The sequence below is a fragment of the uncultured Chitinophaga sp. genome (assembly GCF_902168175.1).
GTDB lineage: Bacteria > Bacteroidota > Bacteroidia > Chitinophagales > Chitinophagaceae > Chitinophaga.
On record NZ_CABHOU010000092.1, the window covers coordinates 143,997 to 162,539 of the forward strand.

An 18,543-nucleotide genomic window follows, 5' to 3' on the forward strand; every position below is an offset into this window, starting at 1 on the left:
CTTTCTTTAAATGTTTTCGTGGTACTCTTTTTCATCCTCACGCTCCTCTTGTTTTTTCCTTTCCTTCTCCTCTTGTTTTTCCTGGATTTCCTCTACCAGTTCTTTAACGAGCAGGTTGGACAATGGGCGTTGAATAAGACTTTTACGGAAAGCAAGAACAAGGATAAGTAAAAAAATGAAGAACCCTGCCGCACACACAAATCCCATGGTAAAGCTGTCGGTCATTTCTCCAATCCAGAAACCTAACACCATTCCTAAAAAAACCACCACTATAAAAAACAGCAGGAAAGCCATTACCAGGGAAAAAAATAATCCCAGGGCTCTGCTTAACTTTCCTGCTGCCTGTAGTTTAATAAGGTCAAGGCGGGTTTCCACATATTCTTTGGCAACCTTTCCTGTTTCCGAAAAGTAATTGCTGAAATTATCTTCCATGCAAATAAATTTAGGTGCAATTGATTAAAGCTGATTACGCAAGTTCGTTTTCAATTGCATCTTCATACTGTTCTTTTTTCTTTTTGAATTTGTCTTTCAGCTTGTCAGCCTGTGATTTCAGCTTATCCACCAACTCGTCTTTTTTGTCAGAATTAAGGAAGTAACCAACTGCAACACCTACTGCTGCGCCAACGATGAAAGTAACTACGGCTTTTGAACTTTTTGCCATGATTCGATAGGTTTTTAAAAGTGAGTGAATAAAATCGGGTTTATACAACAGCACATTTTGGGGTGCCGGTGTGGATATAAGGGGTACAAACATTATTCCAGAATTGTCGGTTAACAAAACGGAAATCTATCCTTAATAATTCAGGATGAGTGAAATATGTGGCTTTGGCACATTTTTTTAGCTAAATTACTTACATCCCTATATTTTAAGTAGGTTTGATCAACACCTCCCATATGAGCACAATTGACAATGAACGCCTTAAGCAGGTTGCCTTTCTGGTAATCATCGTTTTACTTGGCGCCCTGCTGTTTTCGGAACTGTACACATTTTTCCCCGGTTTCCTCGGAGCCGTAACTTTTTACATCCTGGGTCGCACCTATATGTTCCGGCTGGTGGAACAGCGTAACTGGCCCAAACCCCTGGCCGCCGTGCTTATTATGGTACTGTCGTTCCTTATCATACTATTGCCTGTAGGCACGCTTATTAATATGGTAACGTCCAAGATCAAGTATGCGGTAACGCACTCTGCTGAATTAACGGCCAATGTGCAGGGAGTTATTGCCAAAATCGAAGCATCCACCGGCATTAAGATTATCAGTCCGGAGCGACTGCAAAAAGGGCAGGAATATCTTACCGGCATCCTGCCTGGTTTTGTGGGAACTGCTTTCAACACCCTAACCATCATCGCCATTCTTTACTTTATCCTCTATTTTATGCTCATACACGCCCGGCGGATGGAAGAAGCGATGTACGAATACATTCCCCTAAAAGATGAAAATGTGATAAAACTGGGGAAAGAAGTGCGCAACATGGTGATTTCCAATGCTGTAGGAATTCCCCTAATAGCAATATTGCAGGGCTTCACCGCGCTGATCGGCTATTATATTTTCGGCGTTCCGCAACCCTGGTTTTGGTTTGTGATTACATGTTTTATGGCCATGGTACCCGTAATCGGTGCTGCTGCCGCATTCATCCCCTTAAGCCTTTACATGTTTACCGAAGACACCTGGCGAGGCGTAGGACTTTTGATTTACGGACTTGTAGTAATCGGCTCCAGCGACAACCTGTTTCGGCTGACGGTAAATAAAAAAATAGGCGACGTACACCCCATGATCACCATCTTCGGCGTACTGGTGGGCGTAAGCTTGTTCGGCTTCATCGGACTCATTTTCGGTCCATTACTGATATCGCTGTTTTTATTGTTACTGGAGATTTATTCCAACGAATACTTTACCAAAAAGCGAGAAGTAAAGATCATTAACACCGATGCGGCTGGCAAAAAGAAAATGGTGGAAACGAAGAAGAAAGAGGAGTAATTACTTGTAATAACCATTCTCTAAAATGTACCGCTGCACACTATCGGGCACAAGATATTTTATTGATTTTCCATCCTTTACATTTTGTCTGACCATGGTAGAAGAGATGTCGAGCATTGGCGCATCTAACACCTTTACACCGTGCATGGGCTGTACATCGTGCCCGGGGCGGCGGTATACATATATCTCGTAATTCTGTACCAGGTTCATGTAGTTTTTCCATTTCGATATATTCTGGAAGCTATCGCTGCCCATAATCACCACAAACTGTTGCGTAGGAAATTTTTCCTCCAGGTAGGTGAGCGTATCAATGGTATAAGATGGCCTCGGCAAAGAAAACTCGATATTACTCGCCCGCAGCCTTTGCTCTCCTTCTACCGCCATTTCTACTAAATGAAAACGGTTATGTTCATTTAATAAAGAGGAGGAGGATTTAAGTGGGTTGTGCGGCGACACTACCAGCCAAACTTTATCCAGATCGGTGTGGTACGCCACATGATTGGCAATGATAAGATGCCCTGTATGAATAGGATTGAACGACCCGAAATATAAGCCTATCTTCATGCTAATGCTATTGTTCCTCCCTTGCAGAGAGGATTGTTGTACAATGCTTCCCGCAGGCAATTTAGTGATTTACTGATAAAATTATTCCACGGGTTTAAACTGCTCAAACATATTGCCGCAATCTTTGCAATAATGCATGGCCCTGCAAAGTGTAGAACCAAATGGCGAACGAAGATAGGTATTGGTGCTATTACAATGTGGGCAAGGGGTTTGGAGCATTATTTCCACATAGCCATCTCCGTTATGACGTTGCGGAGCAGCCAGGCCGAAGTTGCGCAACTTTTCTTTGGCTTCTTCGCTAAGCCGGTTGCTGTTCCAGATAATTTCTTTATCCAGCGTCACGGTTACAGGCCGGTTGAGTTCCTTCTCCAACACCGATTTAATATTCCCCTGTATAAAGCCAACGGCGGGACAGGCCGCAAATGTGGGAATCATTCTCACTTCAATGTTTTCGTCATCCCCTACTACTACGCTGGTGATCATACCCAGGTCAAGTACGTTCAGCACCGGTATTTCCGGGTCCATCACCTGCTCAAGTGCTTTATATATTTCTTTTGTGTTGATCATTGATTACCATTTTGCCGTTGGATCTAACCGGAACACGGCACTCATTTCGTTTAAAAGAGGTTGCAAATGTTGGGTATGATAACCATGGCGACCACCGTTAATGGGAGAGGTGTTAACAGGGTCGGGGAGGTTGAGAGATGATTTTACAAGTATGGGGTAAATCCTTTCCAACCATGCTTCTTTCAGTTGCTCTTCGCCGGGATAGATTTTTTCATCCATCAACCTGTCTTCCATTTCCTCCCTTCGCTCAAACATGCCCAGGGCAAGTGGAAAACAATAGTCTAAAGCTGATTGCATGCGGGCATAACTTTCATCGCCAGCCGAACAGAGTTGTGTGAGCCAGGCGTTAGCGTGCAGTGTATGATACTTTATCTCGCCCTTCAATTTTTTACTTAACGGGCGTAAAGCCTCCAGGCTGCTCTTTTCCATGAATTCATAGCGTAACGCATCGGCATGGTCGAACAGGAAGTGGCGCATCAGGCTAAAATCATATTCACCTATCGGCAACTCCACCAGGTGGCAACATAAATAATCCTTCTCTTCTCTTAAAAACGCGTATTGGTCTGGATCGGGAGCATGGTACGTTTCGTGAAGGATGCTGTATAATCCAAGTGCATGGCCTATTTTATCCTGCGCCATGGAGGAGAATGCGATGTCTTCTTCCATAATCGGCCCCAGGCCCGTCCATTCGGAATTACGATGACCGAGGATAAGCGCATCATCAGCCATTTTAGTAAGCAGGTATGTTATCGCTTGCTGAAGCGGGTTGGTTTGCATGAAGTTCTATTTTTCTTCGCGCTGCTGCGCTTTGTACTTGTTTATTTTTTCCATCACTTTAAACCCGCTGGCGTCGCGGTAAGTTTTATCGAGATTGTTGGCGAACATATCTTCGTCTTCCACCTCAAAGGCCAGTATGTCTACGCTACGAACCACCCAGATGTTTACACATTTCTTGCGGCGGCCAAATTGCTCCTTGGCGAAAACCAGTGCCAGTTGCGGACTGGGGGCATGTACACACCCCACGTGTTCGTGATGCGCGCCTCGTTTTTCCTGGTGAAATACTTCGTAAACATTCCAGTTTTCGCCGTCATTTACAATAACAAGCGAAGCCGCATCCGAAAGGTGCAGCCGGTTCACACGTGGATCCAGTGAATTATTTTCCATGATTACATTTCTTTTAACTGTTCCTGGCGAAAGCAGCAATATTGGGAGAATCGTATTTTATGCCACCGGCAATACTTTCGCATTTGCGCTGTTCATCAGGGCCTGGCGCACCCATCGCCCGCTTTCCTCTGCCCACTTGCGTACCTTTATTCGCTCGCTATTACAGGGGCCATCGCCATTGATTACCTTAAAGAACAAATCCCAATCGGGATCGGAATACCCCCAACGGCCCTCACTGTTTTTTTGCAGGTTGGCATCGGGCAGCGTCATGCCCAGTTCCCATATTTTAGGCACGTACGCATCCAGGAACTGGTTACGCATATCGTCATTACTAGCCATCTTCACCTTCCATTGCATTAGTTTTTCGCTATGCACAGAGTTTTTATCCGGAGGCCCGAAGAAGTGCATAATTGGTTGCCACCAGCGGTTAAGGGCGTCCTGCACCATATCGCGCTGCATTTTTGTACCGGTTGCCAGTTCAATAAATGCATCGTGGCCTTGTTTCAGGTGAAAACTTTCTTCATAACAAATCCTTTCCAGCGCCCGGCAGTAGGGGCCATAAGAACCTTTTGCGTTTGCCACCTGGTTTACGATGGCAGCCGCATCTATTAAAAACCCGATTACCGTAACATCAGCCCAGGTTTCGGCAGGGTAATTAAATACGTTCGAATATTTAGACTTCCCGCTCAGCAGATCGTTGATCATGGTCTCGCGGCGCTTGCCAAGAGTTTCCGCCGCATTGTATAATAACTGACCATGCCCCACCTCGTCCTGTACCTTAGCTATCAGCGCAAGTTTGCGTTTAAAGCCAGGCGCACGTGTAATCCATGTGCCTTCGGGCAATGCCCCCATCACCTCCGAGTGGGCGTGCTGTTCAATTAACCGGGTAAGTTGCCTGCGATATTCAACGGGCATCCAGTCGCCCGGCTCTATTTTCGCGCCTGAGGTAATACGCGCTTCGAATTCCAGGAGCTTTTCAGGATCGTCGTGCTGCTGTTCGTCTTTCAGCTGACGCCTGTTCGGCTCATCGAAAATATATCCTCCACCGTACATAGGGAGATTGTTTTGGTTACCCGTAATTTAAGGTTTTTTGGCCGGATGGCCGTAACGGCAGGGTCTATTTTCGAAATGAGATGTTAAAATACGCCCTACCTTTACCTAAAGTATACAGCGCCGCGCTTTCGCAGCGTTATTACGGCACGAGTCCGCCCCTTATTATTGATTCACTTGTTTTTAGAGAAAAAAAATGCAGTTACCACTCATTATTGCCGGCTGCCTTTGTTTTATATTTATATATACACCCGGCAGCGCCCAGAAAGCAAGGGTGCTTACCATCAATTTCATTTACGATGCGCGGGCCAACTCCACGGATTCGGACACCGTTTTCCACAACGCAGCTGTACCCATTACCAGCGCCGACTTTACCGGCCAGCCCTCCCGCAGCGGCAGGAGCGAAGCAGTAAGTTTTACGAGCTTTGCCTACGAAGGCAGCAGCCGGAAGGTGAAAGATACACTTGTGGTAAATCTTCAGTTACAGGTATTTATGGTTAAAAGCGCTTCCTGGATAAGGGGCACGCAGGGCGACCGCACCACGCTGGAACACGAGCAGCTGCACTTCGATATTACCCGGGTAGTAGGCGAGCGCTTCAGAAAGAAAATACTATCAATGCCGCTTACCATAGAGGATTACGATAGCATGGTGCAGTACGAATACCTGGAATCGTTCCGGGAAATGAACCGTATGCAAAATGATTTTGACCGGGAAACCAATAATGGCCAGCACCTCACGGTACAATACCGTTGGCGGCAGGATATCCATAATATGCTGGCCGAACTTGGTGTCACCTCCGCCCATTAATCCTTACTTTTTTCGTTATCTTAACAGCAAGCCTTACTTGAACAAATGAAGCAACAATCTATCAACTACTACCGATGTATCCTTCTGTTAACCGTGCCCGTGCTGTTGTTCTCTTCCTGCAAAAAGAAGAACAACGACCTGGCGGAAAACAATACCTATGTAAACGATTGGGTGTATAAAACCATGAACGAATGGTATTACTGGAACACAAGTATGCCACAGGACCCGAACAAATCGGTTAACCCGGAATCGTTCTTCTACTCATTGCTCAAAACTCCGGACGATCGTTTCTCCTGGATCCAGGATAATTACCAGGAGCTGTTGAACGAACTTTCGGGCATAACAGAAGAAGCGGGTTACGAATCACAATTGACTATTTATGGCAACAATAAGCTGGCCGGGCGCATTTTATATGTAAAGAAAGGTTCGCCCGCCGAAGCAGCGGGTTTAAAGCGAGGTGACTACTTTTATAAAGTAAATGGCCAGTCGTTCACCTACACCTCTCAGTATGTGGCCAATAATATGATGGCCCTTCTGTATAAAAATCATACGCTGAGCATTGGCGTTTACAACGCAGTCACAAAGGAGTTCGACCAGGTAAAAAACGTTTCGCTTACTGTAACGCAGTTTGCCGAAAACCCCGTATATCTCGATACCGTGTACGAAACCGCAGGAAAAAAAACCGGCTATTTCGTGTATAACTTCTTCGCTCCCGGCGCTACTGAAAACTCTACCGCGTACGACGATGCCGTGGACGCCGTGTTTACTCGTTTCAAGGCTGCCGGCATCAGCCACCTTATTCTCGACCTGCGGTACAACCCCGGCGGGAACGAAGTATCCACCATCAACCTGGCCAGCCTTATCGTAAAAAACGCTACCACGAACGACGAATTTTTCCATCGGGAGTACAATGCAAATGTATTGGCGCAGATCAAAAAAGACGGGGAAGAGGCTTTGCTGTCAAGAAAGTTTCTCGCCAAAAGTGCGAACATCGGCGCAACACTGGAACGCTTTGCGATCATTACATCCAGCCGCACTGCATCGGCAAGCGAACTAATTATCAACGGGCTAAGGCCTTACATGGCGGTAACGTTGGTAGGTGATACAACATATGGTAAAAACGTTGGCTCCACTACGTTATACCAACAGGGCGACCGCCGAAACAAATGGGGATTACAGCCGATTATTACCAAGGCGTTTAACAAGAACAATCAGTCTGACTATACTAATGGATTTGCGCCGGACGTAGTGGCCAGCGAGGGTAACGAGTTTAAACAATTTGGCGATATTACAGAGCCGCTTTTGAGTGCTGCATTAAACAAGGTTACTAACGGCCGCATGGGTAGTTTGAGAGTAGCGCCGCCGAGGTTCCAGGCAACGCCGGTAGTGCATTCGCTCGACCATAAAGCCTTTTCGTTCCAGCTCATTCAGCCGCAGGAAAACTTACCATCTGTATTCAAGAAATAACCTTTACCTGCCATAAAAAAGAGCGGTCTTTCGAAACGGCCGCTCTTTTTATTTTACTTATCTGCTTCCTTCACCACCTCCAGAATACTCTGTACTGCCTGGTAAAAGAAAGAGTGATTTATTCTTGAATACTCATCGCTCGCCTTATGATAATCCACATGGTCCTCTACTCCGAAATACAGGAAAGGAATTTTTTTCACAAAGAACGCGTGATGATCACTTTGTGCAGTCCAATCCTGATCGCCATCTCCCGACTTGTCATGCCCCATTGGCAAACTTATATTACTCTTACCGGCAGCCGCAGTTATATGCTTTTTTAATGCCGGAAAATGCGAGGTACCGCATACGTACAATTCATTTTTATCATTATGGCTAATCATATCCATATTGATGTTCAATACAATATTTGCTGCGGGTACGGGCAACTTCGCCACAAAAGCTTTTGCACCCTGTAAGCCCATTTCTTCTGCATCAAAAGCGGCAAAAATAAGTGTATGATTAGGGGGATTCTTCTTAAAATATACTGCCATGGCCAGTAACCCAGCCACGCCGGAAGCATTATCATCAGCCCCGTTGTAAATACTGTCTTTCGCTTCATTAGGTTTGCCAATACCAACATGATCGTAGTGTGCCGATATTACAATTACCGATTCGCTCTTGCCAGGAATGTAGCCGTAGAGGTTAGTCCCCATCACCTTACCCTTATTATTGGTAAAGTAAAACGGCTGCTCATAGGTGTTATTGAACTGCTTCAATCCCACCTGTTTAAACCTGTCTAACAGGTAAAACTGGGCAAGGCGATTCCCTTTAGTACCGGTTTTACGGCCTTCGAACTTATTGTCTGCCAGCGTTTTAACGTCTTTCATCAACAACGCAGAATCTATCGGCCCCGATGCCTTTTGCGCCATCAGTTTAAAACAGCCGCTGCAGGCGAGCAGGAGTATTAGTTTTTTCATAGAAAAAGGCGTTTGCATATATCTAATATACAAACGCCCTTGCTATTTAAACACAAAAAAGATCAGGAGAAAATATTGTACACGGCCAGGCTACTCACGTAAGCCAGTATGGTCATGTACACAAACTGGATAATCGGGTATTTCCAGGATTTGGTTTCGCGTTTTACGATCGCCAGGGTACTCATACATTGCATAGCGAAGGCGTAAAATATCATTAGCGACATACCCGTTGCCAGTGTATACACCGGCCGGCCATCTGTCCATCGCGCGGCCGACATTTTTTCGCGGAGGGTAGCGTCGTTGTCTTCTTCATTTTCACCCACGCTGTATAAAGTGGCCATGGTTCCCACAAACACCTCACGGGCGGCAAACGATGTGATTAGCGCAATACCAATTTTCCAGTCGAACCCAAGCGGTTTAACTGCTGGTTCTATCGCATGACCCAGCACACCAGCGTAGGAATTCGACAATTTTTCCGATCCCATTTGCCTGTCGAGATCAGCCAGTTCTACAGAGTCCGTTGTTTGCTTTTGCAGTTGCTCGTACTTCGCAGTTACCTGCGCCATTCTGTCGCCCGGACCATATGATGCGAGGAACCAGAGAATAATAGAAATTACCAGGATCACCTTTCCGGCATCTACTACGAATATTTTTGCTTTTTCGATCATGGTAGTGCCCACGTTTTTCCAACGGGGGGCTCTGTATACAGGCAACTCCATAATAAAGTAGCTCTTCTCTTTCGCTTTAATGATCAGCTTCATAATCGCAGCTATGAAAATGGCCATAAAAAACCCGAGCAGGTAAAGGCCCATCATCACCAAACCTGGCAGACTTAAAAAGCCTAACACGTTGCGGTCCGGAATTACCAGTGCAATCATGATCGTATAGATGGGAAGGCGGGCGGAGCAGCTCATCAGCGGCGTTACCATGATCGTTATTAAACGCTCTTTCCTGTTTTCAATATTACGGGCGGCCATTATTGCCGGTACAGCACAGGCAACGCCACTAATCAGCGGCATTACCGATTTGCCATTAAGGCCTACCTGTCGCATGAGCCTGTCTGTCAAAAAGCTAATGCGCGCCATGTAGCCCGTATCTTCCAGCAAGGTGATGAGCCCAAAAAGGATCATGATTTGCGGGATGAATACGGCAACACCGCCGAGGCCGGCCACTACGCCATTTACCAAGATATCGGTAATCTTATTATCAGGCAAAATGTCGGTAAGCCATCCGCTTATCGCTCCAAAACCCGCTTCGATAAGGTCCATGGGATAGGAGGCCACCAGGAAAATGCTTTGGAACAGCAGGAACATTACTACCAGCAAAATGAAATATCCCCAGAAGCGGTGCAGCAAAAGGTTATCGATTTTCTCCGTTTGCAGTTGCGTTTCCAGCGGGTCTTTTTCCACTACAGCCACTTTCATGATGTGTTTTATGCGGGCGTAACGCTGCATAATTTCATCGGCCTGTACTTTCGTTTTATTAAACTTCCGCTGCTGGAGGCTGGTGGAAATGTTTTGTTTTTGCTGATGGGAGAGGAACGCAAGCTCGCTGCTATTGGCGGCAATGTGCAGGGCGGCGTAATCACTAATTCCGGGAACTTCCTTTTGCACGTCTTCCAGCACCTCATTGGCAAGTCCTTTATTGTCTATAAAATCGCGGGCGGGAATGCCAAATTTCTGCTGGGCTATAAGTTCTATATTCTTCTTCAGTTCCGGAAGACCTTTGTTCTTTCGTGGATTGATGGCTACCACCGGCACGCCCAGTTCGCGCTCAAGACCCATCAAATCTATTTCCACACCCTTCTTACGGGCCAGGTCCATCATCGTAAGACCGATGATCACTGGTTTCTTTAAATCTATGATCTGGGAGCAGAAGAGCAGGTTACGTTTCAGGTTGGACGCATCCGCAATAATCAGGATGATATCAGGAGCATCTGCACTATTGGTGTCTATGAGCACATCATAAGTTACCAGCTCGTCCGCACTTTTTGGATACAGGCTATAAGTACCGGGCAGGTCAATAATAGTACCTGTCAGTTGTTCAGAAATCTTAGCTGTTCCGGTTTTTTTATCGACCGTAACTCCCGGAAAATTGCTGACTTTCTGGTTTAACCCTGTGAGTGCGTTAAATAGAGAACTCTTACCGCTGTTGGGGTTTCCAACAAGCGCAATTTTAATTGGAACCTGCATCCTTATCTTTTCCTCATAGATTTTTAGAATACGCAAAACTATGAATTAAATGGGGAGGCTGGTGATCGGATCGGGAAAAAACGACGCAGCATATTGTCAGGAAAGCTTCTTTTTGAGTAAAAAGAGCCCTGAAAAGCAAAAAACCACGGTAGAAACCGCGGTTTTCATTTCATTTCGAAACTAAACTTATTGTGACAAATTATTGCTTTGCTAAGTCGCGGTACATGCTAAACAGGAAAGAAAAACCATTAATTGAGGCCCTTGTCCAGGAGGCTTTCGTTTCTCTGTCGTTGCTGTTATCTACCGGAGTGTTGGTTACCGCCGTTGTACGGGGAGCGGCAGTCGTATCTGCTTTTGCCGGCTCCCTTTTGTAGCGGTACCTGCCGTCGTTGGGCGCTGGTGCCGCAGGTGCTTCTGGTACGGTGGTATCTATCTTAGGCTGCGCCGGCTCTTCCTGCTTTTTCTCTTCACGGTTCAGGTTATCGAAACCATCGCTTTCCATCCTAAGCTCAACATGGTCGTTGTCGTTAAAATCATCCCAATTCCACCATTCGCCTCTCCATCTTGTTCTGTCGAAGTCGAACAGTTCATGCACTTCTCTTTCTATATCCAGCTTTTTACCTACGGGCACCTTGATGGTAACCTGTATTTCCTGACCCCGGAATGTTGCATACCTAGGGATAGCGAAGCCGCTTGGGATGTATAGTACAGAGTCGTCCTGCCTTAACTGGAAATGAAGTTGCTGGATCATGCGGCGGGCATCTGCTACAGTACGGCCTTTTGAACTTTTCAATATTTCTACCTGGAAGTCCGCTGTTTCACTTTTTATTATTCTCAGGTTAATATTATTGATGATAGCCGTATCATCTACTACCCGAAGCTTACTGTCAAAGAAGTGAGTTACGTCCATATCTAACATATCCTCCTCAGCCCGCAGTATCAGTTTACCAGTAGATGGCTGTTTCAGATAAAACACCTCCTTGTTGCCTTTAACCGGGCCGGTACGAAAATCGCTCACCACTGAAGACACCAGCCATATACAAAAAACGATTCCAAGCACCCACAAAAATCCAAGCGTAATACCTGCGTATTTATTGGCCTGCTTAACACCGCTCATCTTCCTGAGCAGGAAAATGACAATACTAATAATGGGAACACCAATGAGTAGCACTACCGTAGGCCAAAACAGGGTGGTCTGTATACCGTCGGCGAGAATGAGGTCTTTAGGGAAAAGGGCCGTGGAAAAGAAGGTTGCCATAACCAGTCCGATTACGAGCAACAGCAGTACCACTACTGCAAAGAACATAAAGAAGCCCTTGGCTAATACTACCAGCACGTTACGTAACCCTATAAACAGGCTGTTGATAAAGTTACCGGCATCGTTACCAAGTTGTTTTCCGCGGCCCTGAGAAAAATTTTTGATATCGTCTCCAACGCCTCCCATTCTTTGCTTAAAGGCGTTCATTTCTTCCTGCACCGTGTTCTTAATATTATTAACATCCACCCTTTCTCCACGCATTTCCAGTTTCTCTGCCGCAGTAAGTGCTTCCGGTGTAGCTATCCAAATGATGAAATACACTACAATGCCGGTACCAAAGCCACCAATGGCCAACAGTGCAAACACAATACGGAATACCAGCGGATCTATATTAAAATACGCGCCCAGGCCACCACACACACCACCAAGGATTTTTCCTTCGGGGTCTCGGTAAAAACGTTTCCTCGGACGGGCAAACATGTAGGGGTCGGGGCCGAACTGGGATTGTTTCGCGTTTTCTGTGCCGGCAGTAGTTTTCGCATCTTCGTCAAATTGCTCGGGTGTGCCCATGGAGCTTTTAACCTCCAGAACGTCCACATCGGTAATACAATGTGCGCCCTTACGCAGTTTATCCTGGAAAATCTCTGCTATCCTGCTTTCTATATCGCTTACAATCTCATCGGCACCTTCTTCCTGCGAAAAGTATCGCTTCAGGCTGTCGAGATACTGTCGCAGTATCTCGTAGGCGCTGTCCTCTATGGGTATCAGGCGGGAGGAGAGGTTTATGTTGATAATCTTTTTCATTTCGAACGGTGATTTAGGTTTTAGGTCTCTTATATTATTCGGATGGAGGAGTGTTTTGTGTTAACTGGTGAACCGCATTGGCCAGCTCGTTCCAGGTATTCTCAAGATCTTTATAAAAGGCTTCCCCTTTTTCAGTCATTGAAAAGTACTTGCGGGGAGGGCCGGAACTACTTTCTACCCACCGGTAGGTTAGAAATTCCGCATTCTTGAGCCTGGTGAGCAATGGGTATAAGGTACCTTCAAGAATATCCAGCTTCGCCTCTTTCATCTTTTCAATAATGTCTGAAGGATAAGCCTCGCCTTGCTTAATGATAGACAGGATGCAGAATTCGAGCACCCCCTTCCTCATTTGTGATTGTGTATTTTCGATGTTCATGGCAAGTGAGCTTTAAGTCGTTTTTTTCGCCTTATCGAGTAATTGTTTTCGAATTATCAACTTGACAACACAAATGTAGGAAGAATTTTAGTACTGTGCAATACCGAATACCATAGAAAGCAAAATAATCGGTTAAGGATATTACCCTGTTTAAACAAGAGACTCACGCCCACATCAACTTTCCAAAGAAAAATCGAATTTTTCGCATTTTTAAGAAAAGTGACGAACGGTTGTATTGCCGGGACGAAATGAATGTTTTGGGAATAACTTGTGGAAAATACCAGTCATGATTTTGTAAACGTTTTCGATTTAACATTTTTTTTCCCGGCATTTTGTTTGATTATAACCTCTGGGGTCTATTTTTGCAACAGTCAGTGTTTCAAATGAAAAAGTTTATAAGCTTCATATTTCTCTGCCTGATGTCTATTCAGGTGCTTCCTATCAAGGAAGTAGGGAAGCTGTTGTTTAATAACCAGATTGTGGAAGAACATGTGGACAGTTCCGGGGAAAACTCGGGATCCAAATGCGGGTTTAAGTTGCTTAAAGACTTTTATGGAAGAAATTCCGATTTAAGTGAGCATATCGAACACGCGATTTTTGTAAGTGTTGCGCATTATCAATCTTTCGAGAATATCCCTACAAGTCCTGTAAAGGAAATACACACGCCTCCTCCGAACACCTATTTTATATAACTCAACAGCGCCCCAGCCTGGAGCGCATTACCTTTTCACACTTTTATAAACAACTAGCAGACGCTTTTCCACGTCCTGACACGTGCATGGTGGCTTCATTATTATTTTACAATAATGTTGCTGACTGGTGCCGATTGATGGGCCGACGGAGTTAATGTGTCTGGGCAAATCTCGACAACCATGAATAAGACATCGCCCTTTTCGAATGTGAAAGGAGACCTGTCCGCAGGTCTCGTAGTATTCCTTATTGCCGTTCCTTTATGCCTTGGCATTGCCCTGGCTTCAGGAGCACCTCTTTTCTCTGGTATGATCGCCGGTATTGTCGGCGGTATCGTTATCGGATCTCTTAGCGGTTCTAACCTGAGCGTATCTGGTCCGGCCGCAGGCCTGACCAGTATTGTACTTGCAGCGATTGTTTCGCTGGGCAGGTTCGAATTGTTCCTGATGGCCGTTGTATTGGCAGGAGCCATTCAGCTGGCTTTAGGTTTTGCAAAAGCGGGTACAGTAGCCAGCTACTTCCCATCCAATGTAATTACGGGTATGCTTACCGCCATTGGTATCACTATCATCCTCACCCAAATTCCTCATGCCCTTGGGTACGATAAAAATGCGGATGTTGATGAGGGATACACGGTGCAGGCGCTTACAGATATGATCGGTAATGTTCATCCCGGAGCGGTGATTATCACCGTCATCTCCATCCTTATTCTTCTTTACTGGAATAAAATACCGGTAGTTAAAGCCGTACCATCTGCGCTGGTTGCCGTTTTAACGGCCGTGGGCCTGAACGCGCTGTTCATCGCTACGGATTCTTCGTTGGCTATCATTGCTAAAGAACATCTGGTAACGTTGCCAGTTGCCAGCGACTTTAACAGCTTTATTGGCCAGTTTAAAACGCCCGACTTCAGTTCTATCACCAATTCAAAAGTTCTTATAACAGCTTTCACGATTGCTATTGTTGCTTCCGTTGAAACGCTGCTGAACGTTGAGGCTACGGATAAACTCGACCCGCTGAAAAGGCACTCCGCTCCCAACAGGGAACTGGTGGCTCAGGGTGTGGGTAACATGATCAGCGGTATGATCGGTGGTTTGCCTATTACTTCGGTAATTGTTCGCTCGTCGGCCAACATTAACGCTGGTGGCCGCACAAGGCTCTCTTCCATCACGCATGGTGCTTTACTGCTGGTTTGTGCCGCCCTCATTCCTTTCCTGCTTAATCTTATACCACTGGCCACACTGGCTGCTGTACTGCTGGTAACCGGTTATAAGCTTTGTAAGATTTCTGTATTTAAGCAAATGTTCGCTAAAGGCAAATACCAATGGGTTCCTTTCGTGGTAACCGTGGTTGCCATTATCGCTACAAACCTGCTGGTGGGTGTTGCAATTGGTCTCGCAGCCAGCGTACTGTCTATCCTGCGTGGTAACCTGAAAAGTCCTTACCTGTTTTCCAAGGAGAAGTATCGCACCGGCGATTTCATCCGCCTGGAACTTGCTCAGGAAGTGTCTTTCCTCAACAAAGCCGACATCATGCTTACGCTCGACCGCCTGCCTGCAGAATCGACCGTAGAAATCGATGCAAGCAAAACAGCGTATATAGATCAGGACGTACTCGACATCATCCGTGAGTTTTCGCAGATCAAAGCGCCACAGAATAAGATCAAGGTTGTTTTGAAGGGTTTTAAAGAAGCTTATAAAATTTCCAACACTGACCACCTTTTCCTGGAAAATGCAAAAGAGAAGCCGGTAGGGGTGATCACAAACGGAACGCACAAAGAATTACTTAAAGAATTACAGTTTAACTAATAAATAATTTGAACATGAGAACGCACGATAAAGTATCACAGGCAGGACTTACTCCAGCAACCACATTACAGTTTCTTAAAGAAGGTAACCAACGTTTTGTGGGCAACCTGCGCATTAACCGTAACCTGCTGGCTCAGGTAAACGATACCCGCGATGGTCAATGGCCAATGGCTGCAATTGTTAGCTGTATGGACAGCCGCACCTCTGCGGAACTTATTTTTGACCAGGGCCTGGGCGACATTTTCAGCATCCGCCTGGCCGGTAATGTTATTTCCGACAACGTATTGGGCAGCCTCGAATATGCTACCAAAGTTGCGGGTTCTAAATTCATTGTTGTACTGGGTCACACTAAGTGCGGTGCTATCAAAGGCGCGTGCGATGGCGTTCAAATGGGCAACCTTACTGGTCTGCTCAACAAAATCCGCCCGGCTGTTTTGCAGGAGCAAACAATTAAAACGGAGCGTAACTCGCACAACCCCGCTTTCGTGGACGCCGTTTCGCATATTCACGTAGAACGTTCTGTACAGGCTATCCTGGAACAAAGCTCTATCCTGGACGAAATGGTGAAGAATGGTGAAATCGGCATCATCGGCGCTATGTACGATGTAGAAACCGGCGAAGTAAGCTGGATGGACGACACCTTAAATGGTGGCCTCACGCTGGCGGAAAGAAGAGCCGAAGCTTTTGCCGTTAATGCTTAGTTATCGAGTTAAAAGGGCGATAAAAAACAAACGGCGGAACGTAATGTTCCGCCGCTTTGCTTTTAAGACGTTTATCTTTTTATAGATATTTATCTCCTTTATGTCTTTTTACTTCTGCTACATATTCTTTAATCTGCTGCTCATTTTCCTTCTTACACACCAGCAATACATCGGCCGTATCAATCACAATATAATCATCCAGCCCCTGTAACAGCACCAGTTTATCGTTCGGTGCTTTCACCATACAATTGGCCGCATCTACCAGCATCACATTTTTACCTTGTATCGCATTCCCCTGATCGTCCTTATCCAGGTTTTCGTAAGCAGAAGCCCACGTACCCAAATCGCTCCAGCCAAAGTTGGAAGGAATTACGTACACATTGTCGGCCTTCTCCATAATACCGTAGTCGATAGAAATATTGGTACACTGGGAGTAAATCCTTTCGATTACTTCCTTCTCAGCAGGCGTGTTAAGGCTGGCTTCTTCCTGGATAAACAGTTCATCCATTTCCGGAAGATGGTTTTTAAAGGCCGCCAGGATGCTTTTGGTATTCCAAACGAAAATGCCCGCGTTCCAGAGGAAGTCGCCACTTTTTAAGAAGGTCCTGGCTAATTCCAGATTGGGCTTTTCGGTGAAGGTCTTAACCTGGTAAACATTATCCGCTACCTGCTGGGTTTCGAACTGGATGTAACCGTAGCCCGTGTCGGGACGGGTAGGTTTAATACCCAGGGTTACCAGTGCGCTGTGTTTTTGTACAAATTGCAGGGCGTTAAGGCAAGTGCTGGTGAAAGATGTTGGATCCAGTATAAGATGGTCTGCCGGTGCACAAATAATGCTCGCCTTAGGATCTTTCTTATGAATTTTGTGGGAAATGTAGTCCACGCAAGGAGCCGTGTTTTTACGCGAAGGCTCGCCAACGATGTTTTCCACAGGCAGGGCAGGCAACTGCTCGGCCACGGTGTTTACATATTGGTTGTGGGTAACCACATAAATATTCTGGGGAGGAATGAACTGCAGGAAACGTTCGTACGTCCACTGCAATAAAGTTTTTCCCGTATTAAGCATGTCCAGGAACTGCTTGGGGTAATCGGTGCGGCTATAAGGCCAAAAACGGCTACCTATACCTCCGGCCATAATGGCCACGTAGAAATGGTTATTCAAGGGTGTCATCGCTAAATAATTCCTTCTCTTATTAAATCGTGTAAATGAATAATTCCAGCATACTGGTCACCTCTCATGGCCAATAGTTGTGTGATATCGTATAATCTCATCATTTCCAAAGCATTAACCGCCAATTCATCTTCCTGGATCGCTTTCGGGTTCACAGACATAATTTCTCTGGCCGTAATTCCTTTGGTCTCAATGTTTTTTTCGAGCATACGGCGCAAATCGCCGTCTGTTATTATCCCCTGCAGCATCCCGTTATCATCTAATACTGCGGTAACGCCAAGCATTTTAGAAGATATCTCTACAATTACTTCCCGGAGAGAGCTGTTGATGTTCACTTTTGGTGGCTCGTGCAATTTACGCAGATCTTCCACTTTAAGGTATAATCTTTTACCAAGGGTACCACCGGGGTGAAATTTGGCAAAGTCGGCTGCAGTAAACCCTTTCAGTTCTATCAGGCAAACCGCCAGTGCATCCCCCATTACTAATTGAGCGGTGGTGCTGGAGGTAGGAGCCAGGTTGTTGGGACAGGCTTCCTGTTCGACGCTGGTATTCAGCACAAATTGTGCCGAGCGCGCCAGAAAAGAATCTTTCTTACCCACCATCGCTATTAAAGTATTACCAAAGTTTTTCACCAGCGGTACCAGTACTTTTATTTCGGGCGATTCGCCGCTTTTGCTGATACACAACACAATGTCTTTATCACGGACCATCCCCAGATCGCCATGAATGGCGTCGGCTGCGTGCATAAATGCTGCCGGTGTACCTGTAGAGTTGAGCGTAGCAACTATTTTTTGGGCAATTGCGGCGCTTTTACCAATGCCGGTAATCACAACCCTGCCTTCACAATGTGCAATAAGCTCTACGGCTTGCTCGAAGTCGTCGTCGATATATTGCTCCAAACTGCTTATGGCGGCGGCTTCCAGTCCTATGGTCCTTACGGCCGTTTCTTTTATATTAACGGGTATCTGTTGTTTCATACGGCAGTTGCAAATT

18 protein-coding genes are annotated in these 18,543 nt (G+C 45.9%); 5 read left to right on the forward strand and 13 right to left on the reverse strand.

All coding sequences use genetic code 11. The annotated features are described in order from the left end of the window. Positions 1 to 6 precede the first annotated feature (6 nt). Together QZT80_RS19905 and QZT80_RS19910 are read right to left on the reverse strand one after the other, a co-directional pair. A complete protein-coding gene (locus QZT80_RS19905; RefSeq protein WP_295126183.1) occupies positions 7 to 432 on the reverse strand; it encodes a phage holin family protein in 426 nt (141 codons plus the stop codon). 34 nt (positions 433 to 466) lie between these two features. Then, on the reverse strand, positions 467 to 661 hold the full coding sequence (locus tag QZT80_RS19910) for a YtxH domain-containing protein (RefSeq protein ID WP_295126186.1): 195 nt from the start codon (positions 659 to 661) through the stop codon (positions 467 to 469). A 233-nt stretch (positions 662 to 894) separates the two neighbouring features. On the opposite strand from QZT80_RS19910, the gene QZT80_RS19915 reads away from it, so the two are divergent. Further along, positions 895 to 1,977: an AI-2E family transporter gene (locus QZT80_RS19915; RefSeq protein WP_295126189.1), complete on the forward strand. Its 1,083-nt coding sequence runs from the start codon at positions 895 to 897 to the stop codon at positions 1,975 to 1,977. On the opposite strand, the gene nadD is transcribed toward QZT80_RS19915, so the two are convergent. The 5 genes from nadD to paaA all read right to left on the reverse strand — a co-directional run bounded on the left by nadD (position 1,978) and on the right by paaA (position 5,325). Then, positions 1,978 to 2,541 carry a nicotinate (nicotinamide) nucleotide adenylyltransferase gene (gene nadD, locus QZT80_RS19920; protein ID WP_295126191.1) on the reverse strand — a complete coding sequence of 188 codons (564 nt, stop codon included), beginning with the start codon at positions 2,539 to 2,541 and terminating at the stop codon, positions 1,978 to 1,980. 81 nt (positions 2,542 to 2,622) lie between these two features. Further along, positions 2,623 to 3,108, reverse strand: coding sequence for a 1,2-phenylacetyl-CoA epoxidase subunit PaaD (gene paaD / locus QZT80_RS19925; RefSeq protein WP_295126194.1), 486 nt, complete (start codon positions 3,106 to 3,108; stop codon positions 2,623 to 2,625). A 3-nt stretch (positions 3,109 to 3,111) separates the two neighbouring features. Continuing rightward, entirely contained in the window at positions 3,112 to 3,885 is a 774-nt protein-coding gene (paaC, locus tag QZT80_RS19930) for a 1,2-phenylacetyl-CoA epoxidase subunit PaaC (protein ID WP_295126197.1), read from the reverse strand. 6 nt (positions 3,886 to 3,891) lie between these two features. Then, positions 3,892 to 4,272 (reverse strand): hypothetical protein, encoded by a 381-nt coding sequence (locus QZT80_RS19935; RefSeq protein WP_295126200.1) that lies wholly within the window; start codon positions 4,270 to 4,272, stop codon positions 3,892 to 3,894. Positions 4,273 to 4,329: 57 nt separating this feature from the next. Further along, entirely contained in the window at positions 4,330 to 5,325 is a 996-nt protein-coding gene (paaA, locus tag QZT80_RS19940; protein WP_295126203.1) for a 1,2-phenylacetyl-CoA epoxidase subunit PaaA, read from the reverse strand. A 193-nt stretch (positions 5,326 to 5,518) separates the two neighbouring features. Here paaA and QZT80_RS19945 point away from each other — a divergent pair, with 193 nt between their 5' ends. Further along, on the forward strand, positions 5,519 to 6,130 hold the full coding sequence (locus QZT80_RS19945; protein WP_295126205.1) for a hypothetical protein: 612 nt from the start codon (positions 5,519 to 5,521) through the stop codon (positions 6,128 to 6,130). A 45-nt stretch (positions 6,131 to 6,175) separates the two neighbouring features. Further along, positions 6,176 to 7,597, forward strand: coding sequence for a S41 family peptidase (locus QZT80_RS19950; RefSeq protein ID WP_295126208.1), 1,422 nt, complete (start codon positions 6,176 to 6,178; stop codon positions 7,595 to 7,597). A 53-nt stretch (positions 7,598 to 7,650) separates the two neighbouring features. On the opposite strand, the gene QZT80_RS19955 is transcribed toward QZT80_RS19950, so the two are convergent. The 4 genes from QZT80_RS19955 to QZT80_RS19970 form a co-directional block, all read right to left on the reverse strand. Next, positions 7,651 to 8,553 (reverse strand): M20/M25/M40 family metallo-hydrolase, encoded by a 903-nt coding sequence (locus QZT80_RS19955; protein WP_295126211.1) that lies wholly within the window; start codon positions 8,551 to 8,553, stop codon positions 7,651 to 7,653. A gap of 62 nt (positions 8,554 to 8,615) precedes the next feature. Continuing rightward, positions 8,616 to 10,781 carry a ferrous iron transport protein B gene (feoB, locus tag QZT80_RS19960; RefSeq protein WP_295126214.1) on the reverse strand — a complete coding sequence of 722 codons (2,166 nt, stop codon included), beginning with the start codon at positions 10,779 to 10,781 and terminating at the stop codon, positions 8,616 to 8,618. A 163-nt stretch (positions 10,782 to 10,944) separates the two neighbouring features. After that, complete coding sequence (locus QZT80_RS19965) at positions 10,945 to 12,807, reverse strand: PspC domain-containing protein (RefSeq protein ID WP_295126217.1); 1,863 nt, start codon at positions 12,805 to 12,807, stop codon at positions 10,945 to 10,947. Between the two features lie 34 nt (positions 12,808 to 12,841). After that, positions 12,842 to 13,183 carry a PadR family transcriptional regulator gene (locus QZT80_RS19970; RefSeq protein WP_295126220.1) on the reverse strand — a complete coding sequence of 114 codons (342 nt, stop codon included), beginning with the start codon at positions 13,181 to 13,183 and terminating at the stop codon, positions 12,842 to 12,844. Positions 13,184 to 14,055: 872 nt separating this feature from the next. Here QZT80_RS19970 and QZT80_RS19975 point away from each other — a divergent pair. After that, complete coding sequence (locus QZT80_RS19975) at positions 14,056 to 15,678, forward strand: SulP family inorganic anion transporter (protein ID WP_295126223.1); 1,623 nt, start codon at positions 14,056 to 14,058, stop codon at positions 15,676 to 15,678. Positions 15,679 to 15,692: 14 nt separating this feature from the next. Continuing rightward, positions 15,693 to 16,379 carry a carbonic anhydrase family protein gene (locus tag QZT80_RS19980; RefSeq protein ID WP_295126226.1) on the forward strand — a complete coding sequence of 229 codons (687 nt, stop codon included), beginning with the start codon at positions 15,693 to 15,695 and terminating at the stop codon, positions 16,377 to 16,379. 79 nt (positions 16,380 to 16,458) lie between these two features. On the opposite strand, the gene QZT80_RS19985 is transcribed toward QZT80_RS19980, so the two are convergent. After that, the gene (locus QZT80_RS19985; RefSeq protein ID WP_295126229.1) at positions 16,459 to 17,550 is read right to left on the reverse strand and encodes a mannose-1-phosphate guanylyltransferase; all 1,092 of its coding nucleotides are present in this window, start codon (positions 17,548 to 17,550) and stop codon (positions 16,459 to 16,461) included. 2 nt (positions 17,551 to 17,552) lie between these two features. Further along, entirely contained in the window at positions 17,553 to 18,527 is a 975-nt protein-coding gene (locus QZT80_RS19990) for a KpsF/GutQ family sugar-phosphate isomerase (RefSeq protein WP_295126231.1), read from the reverse strand. Positions 18,528 to 18,543: the final 16 nt, after the last annotated feature.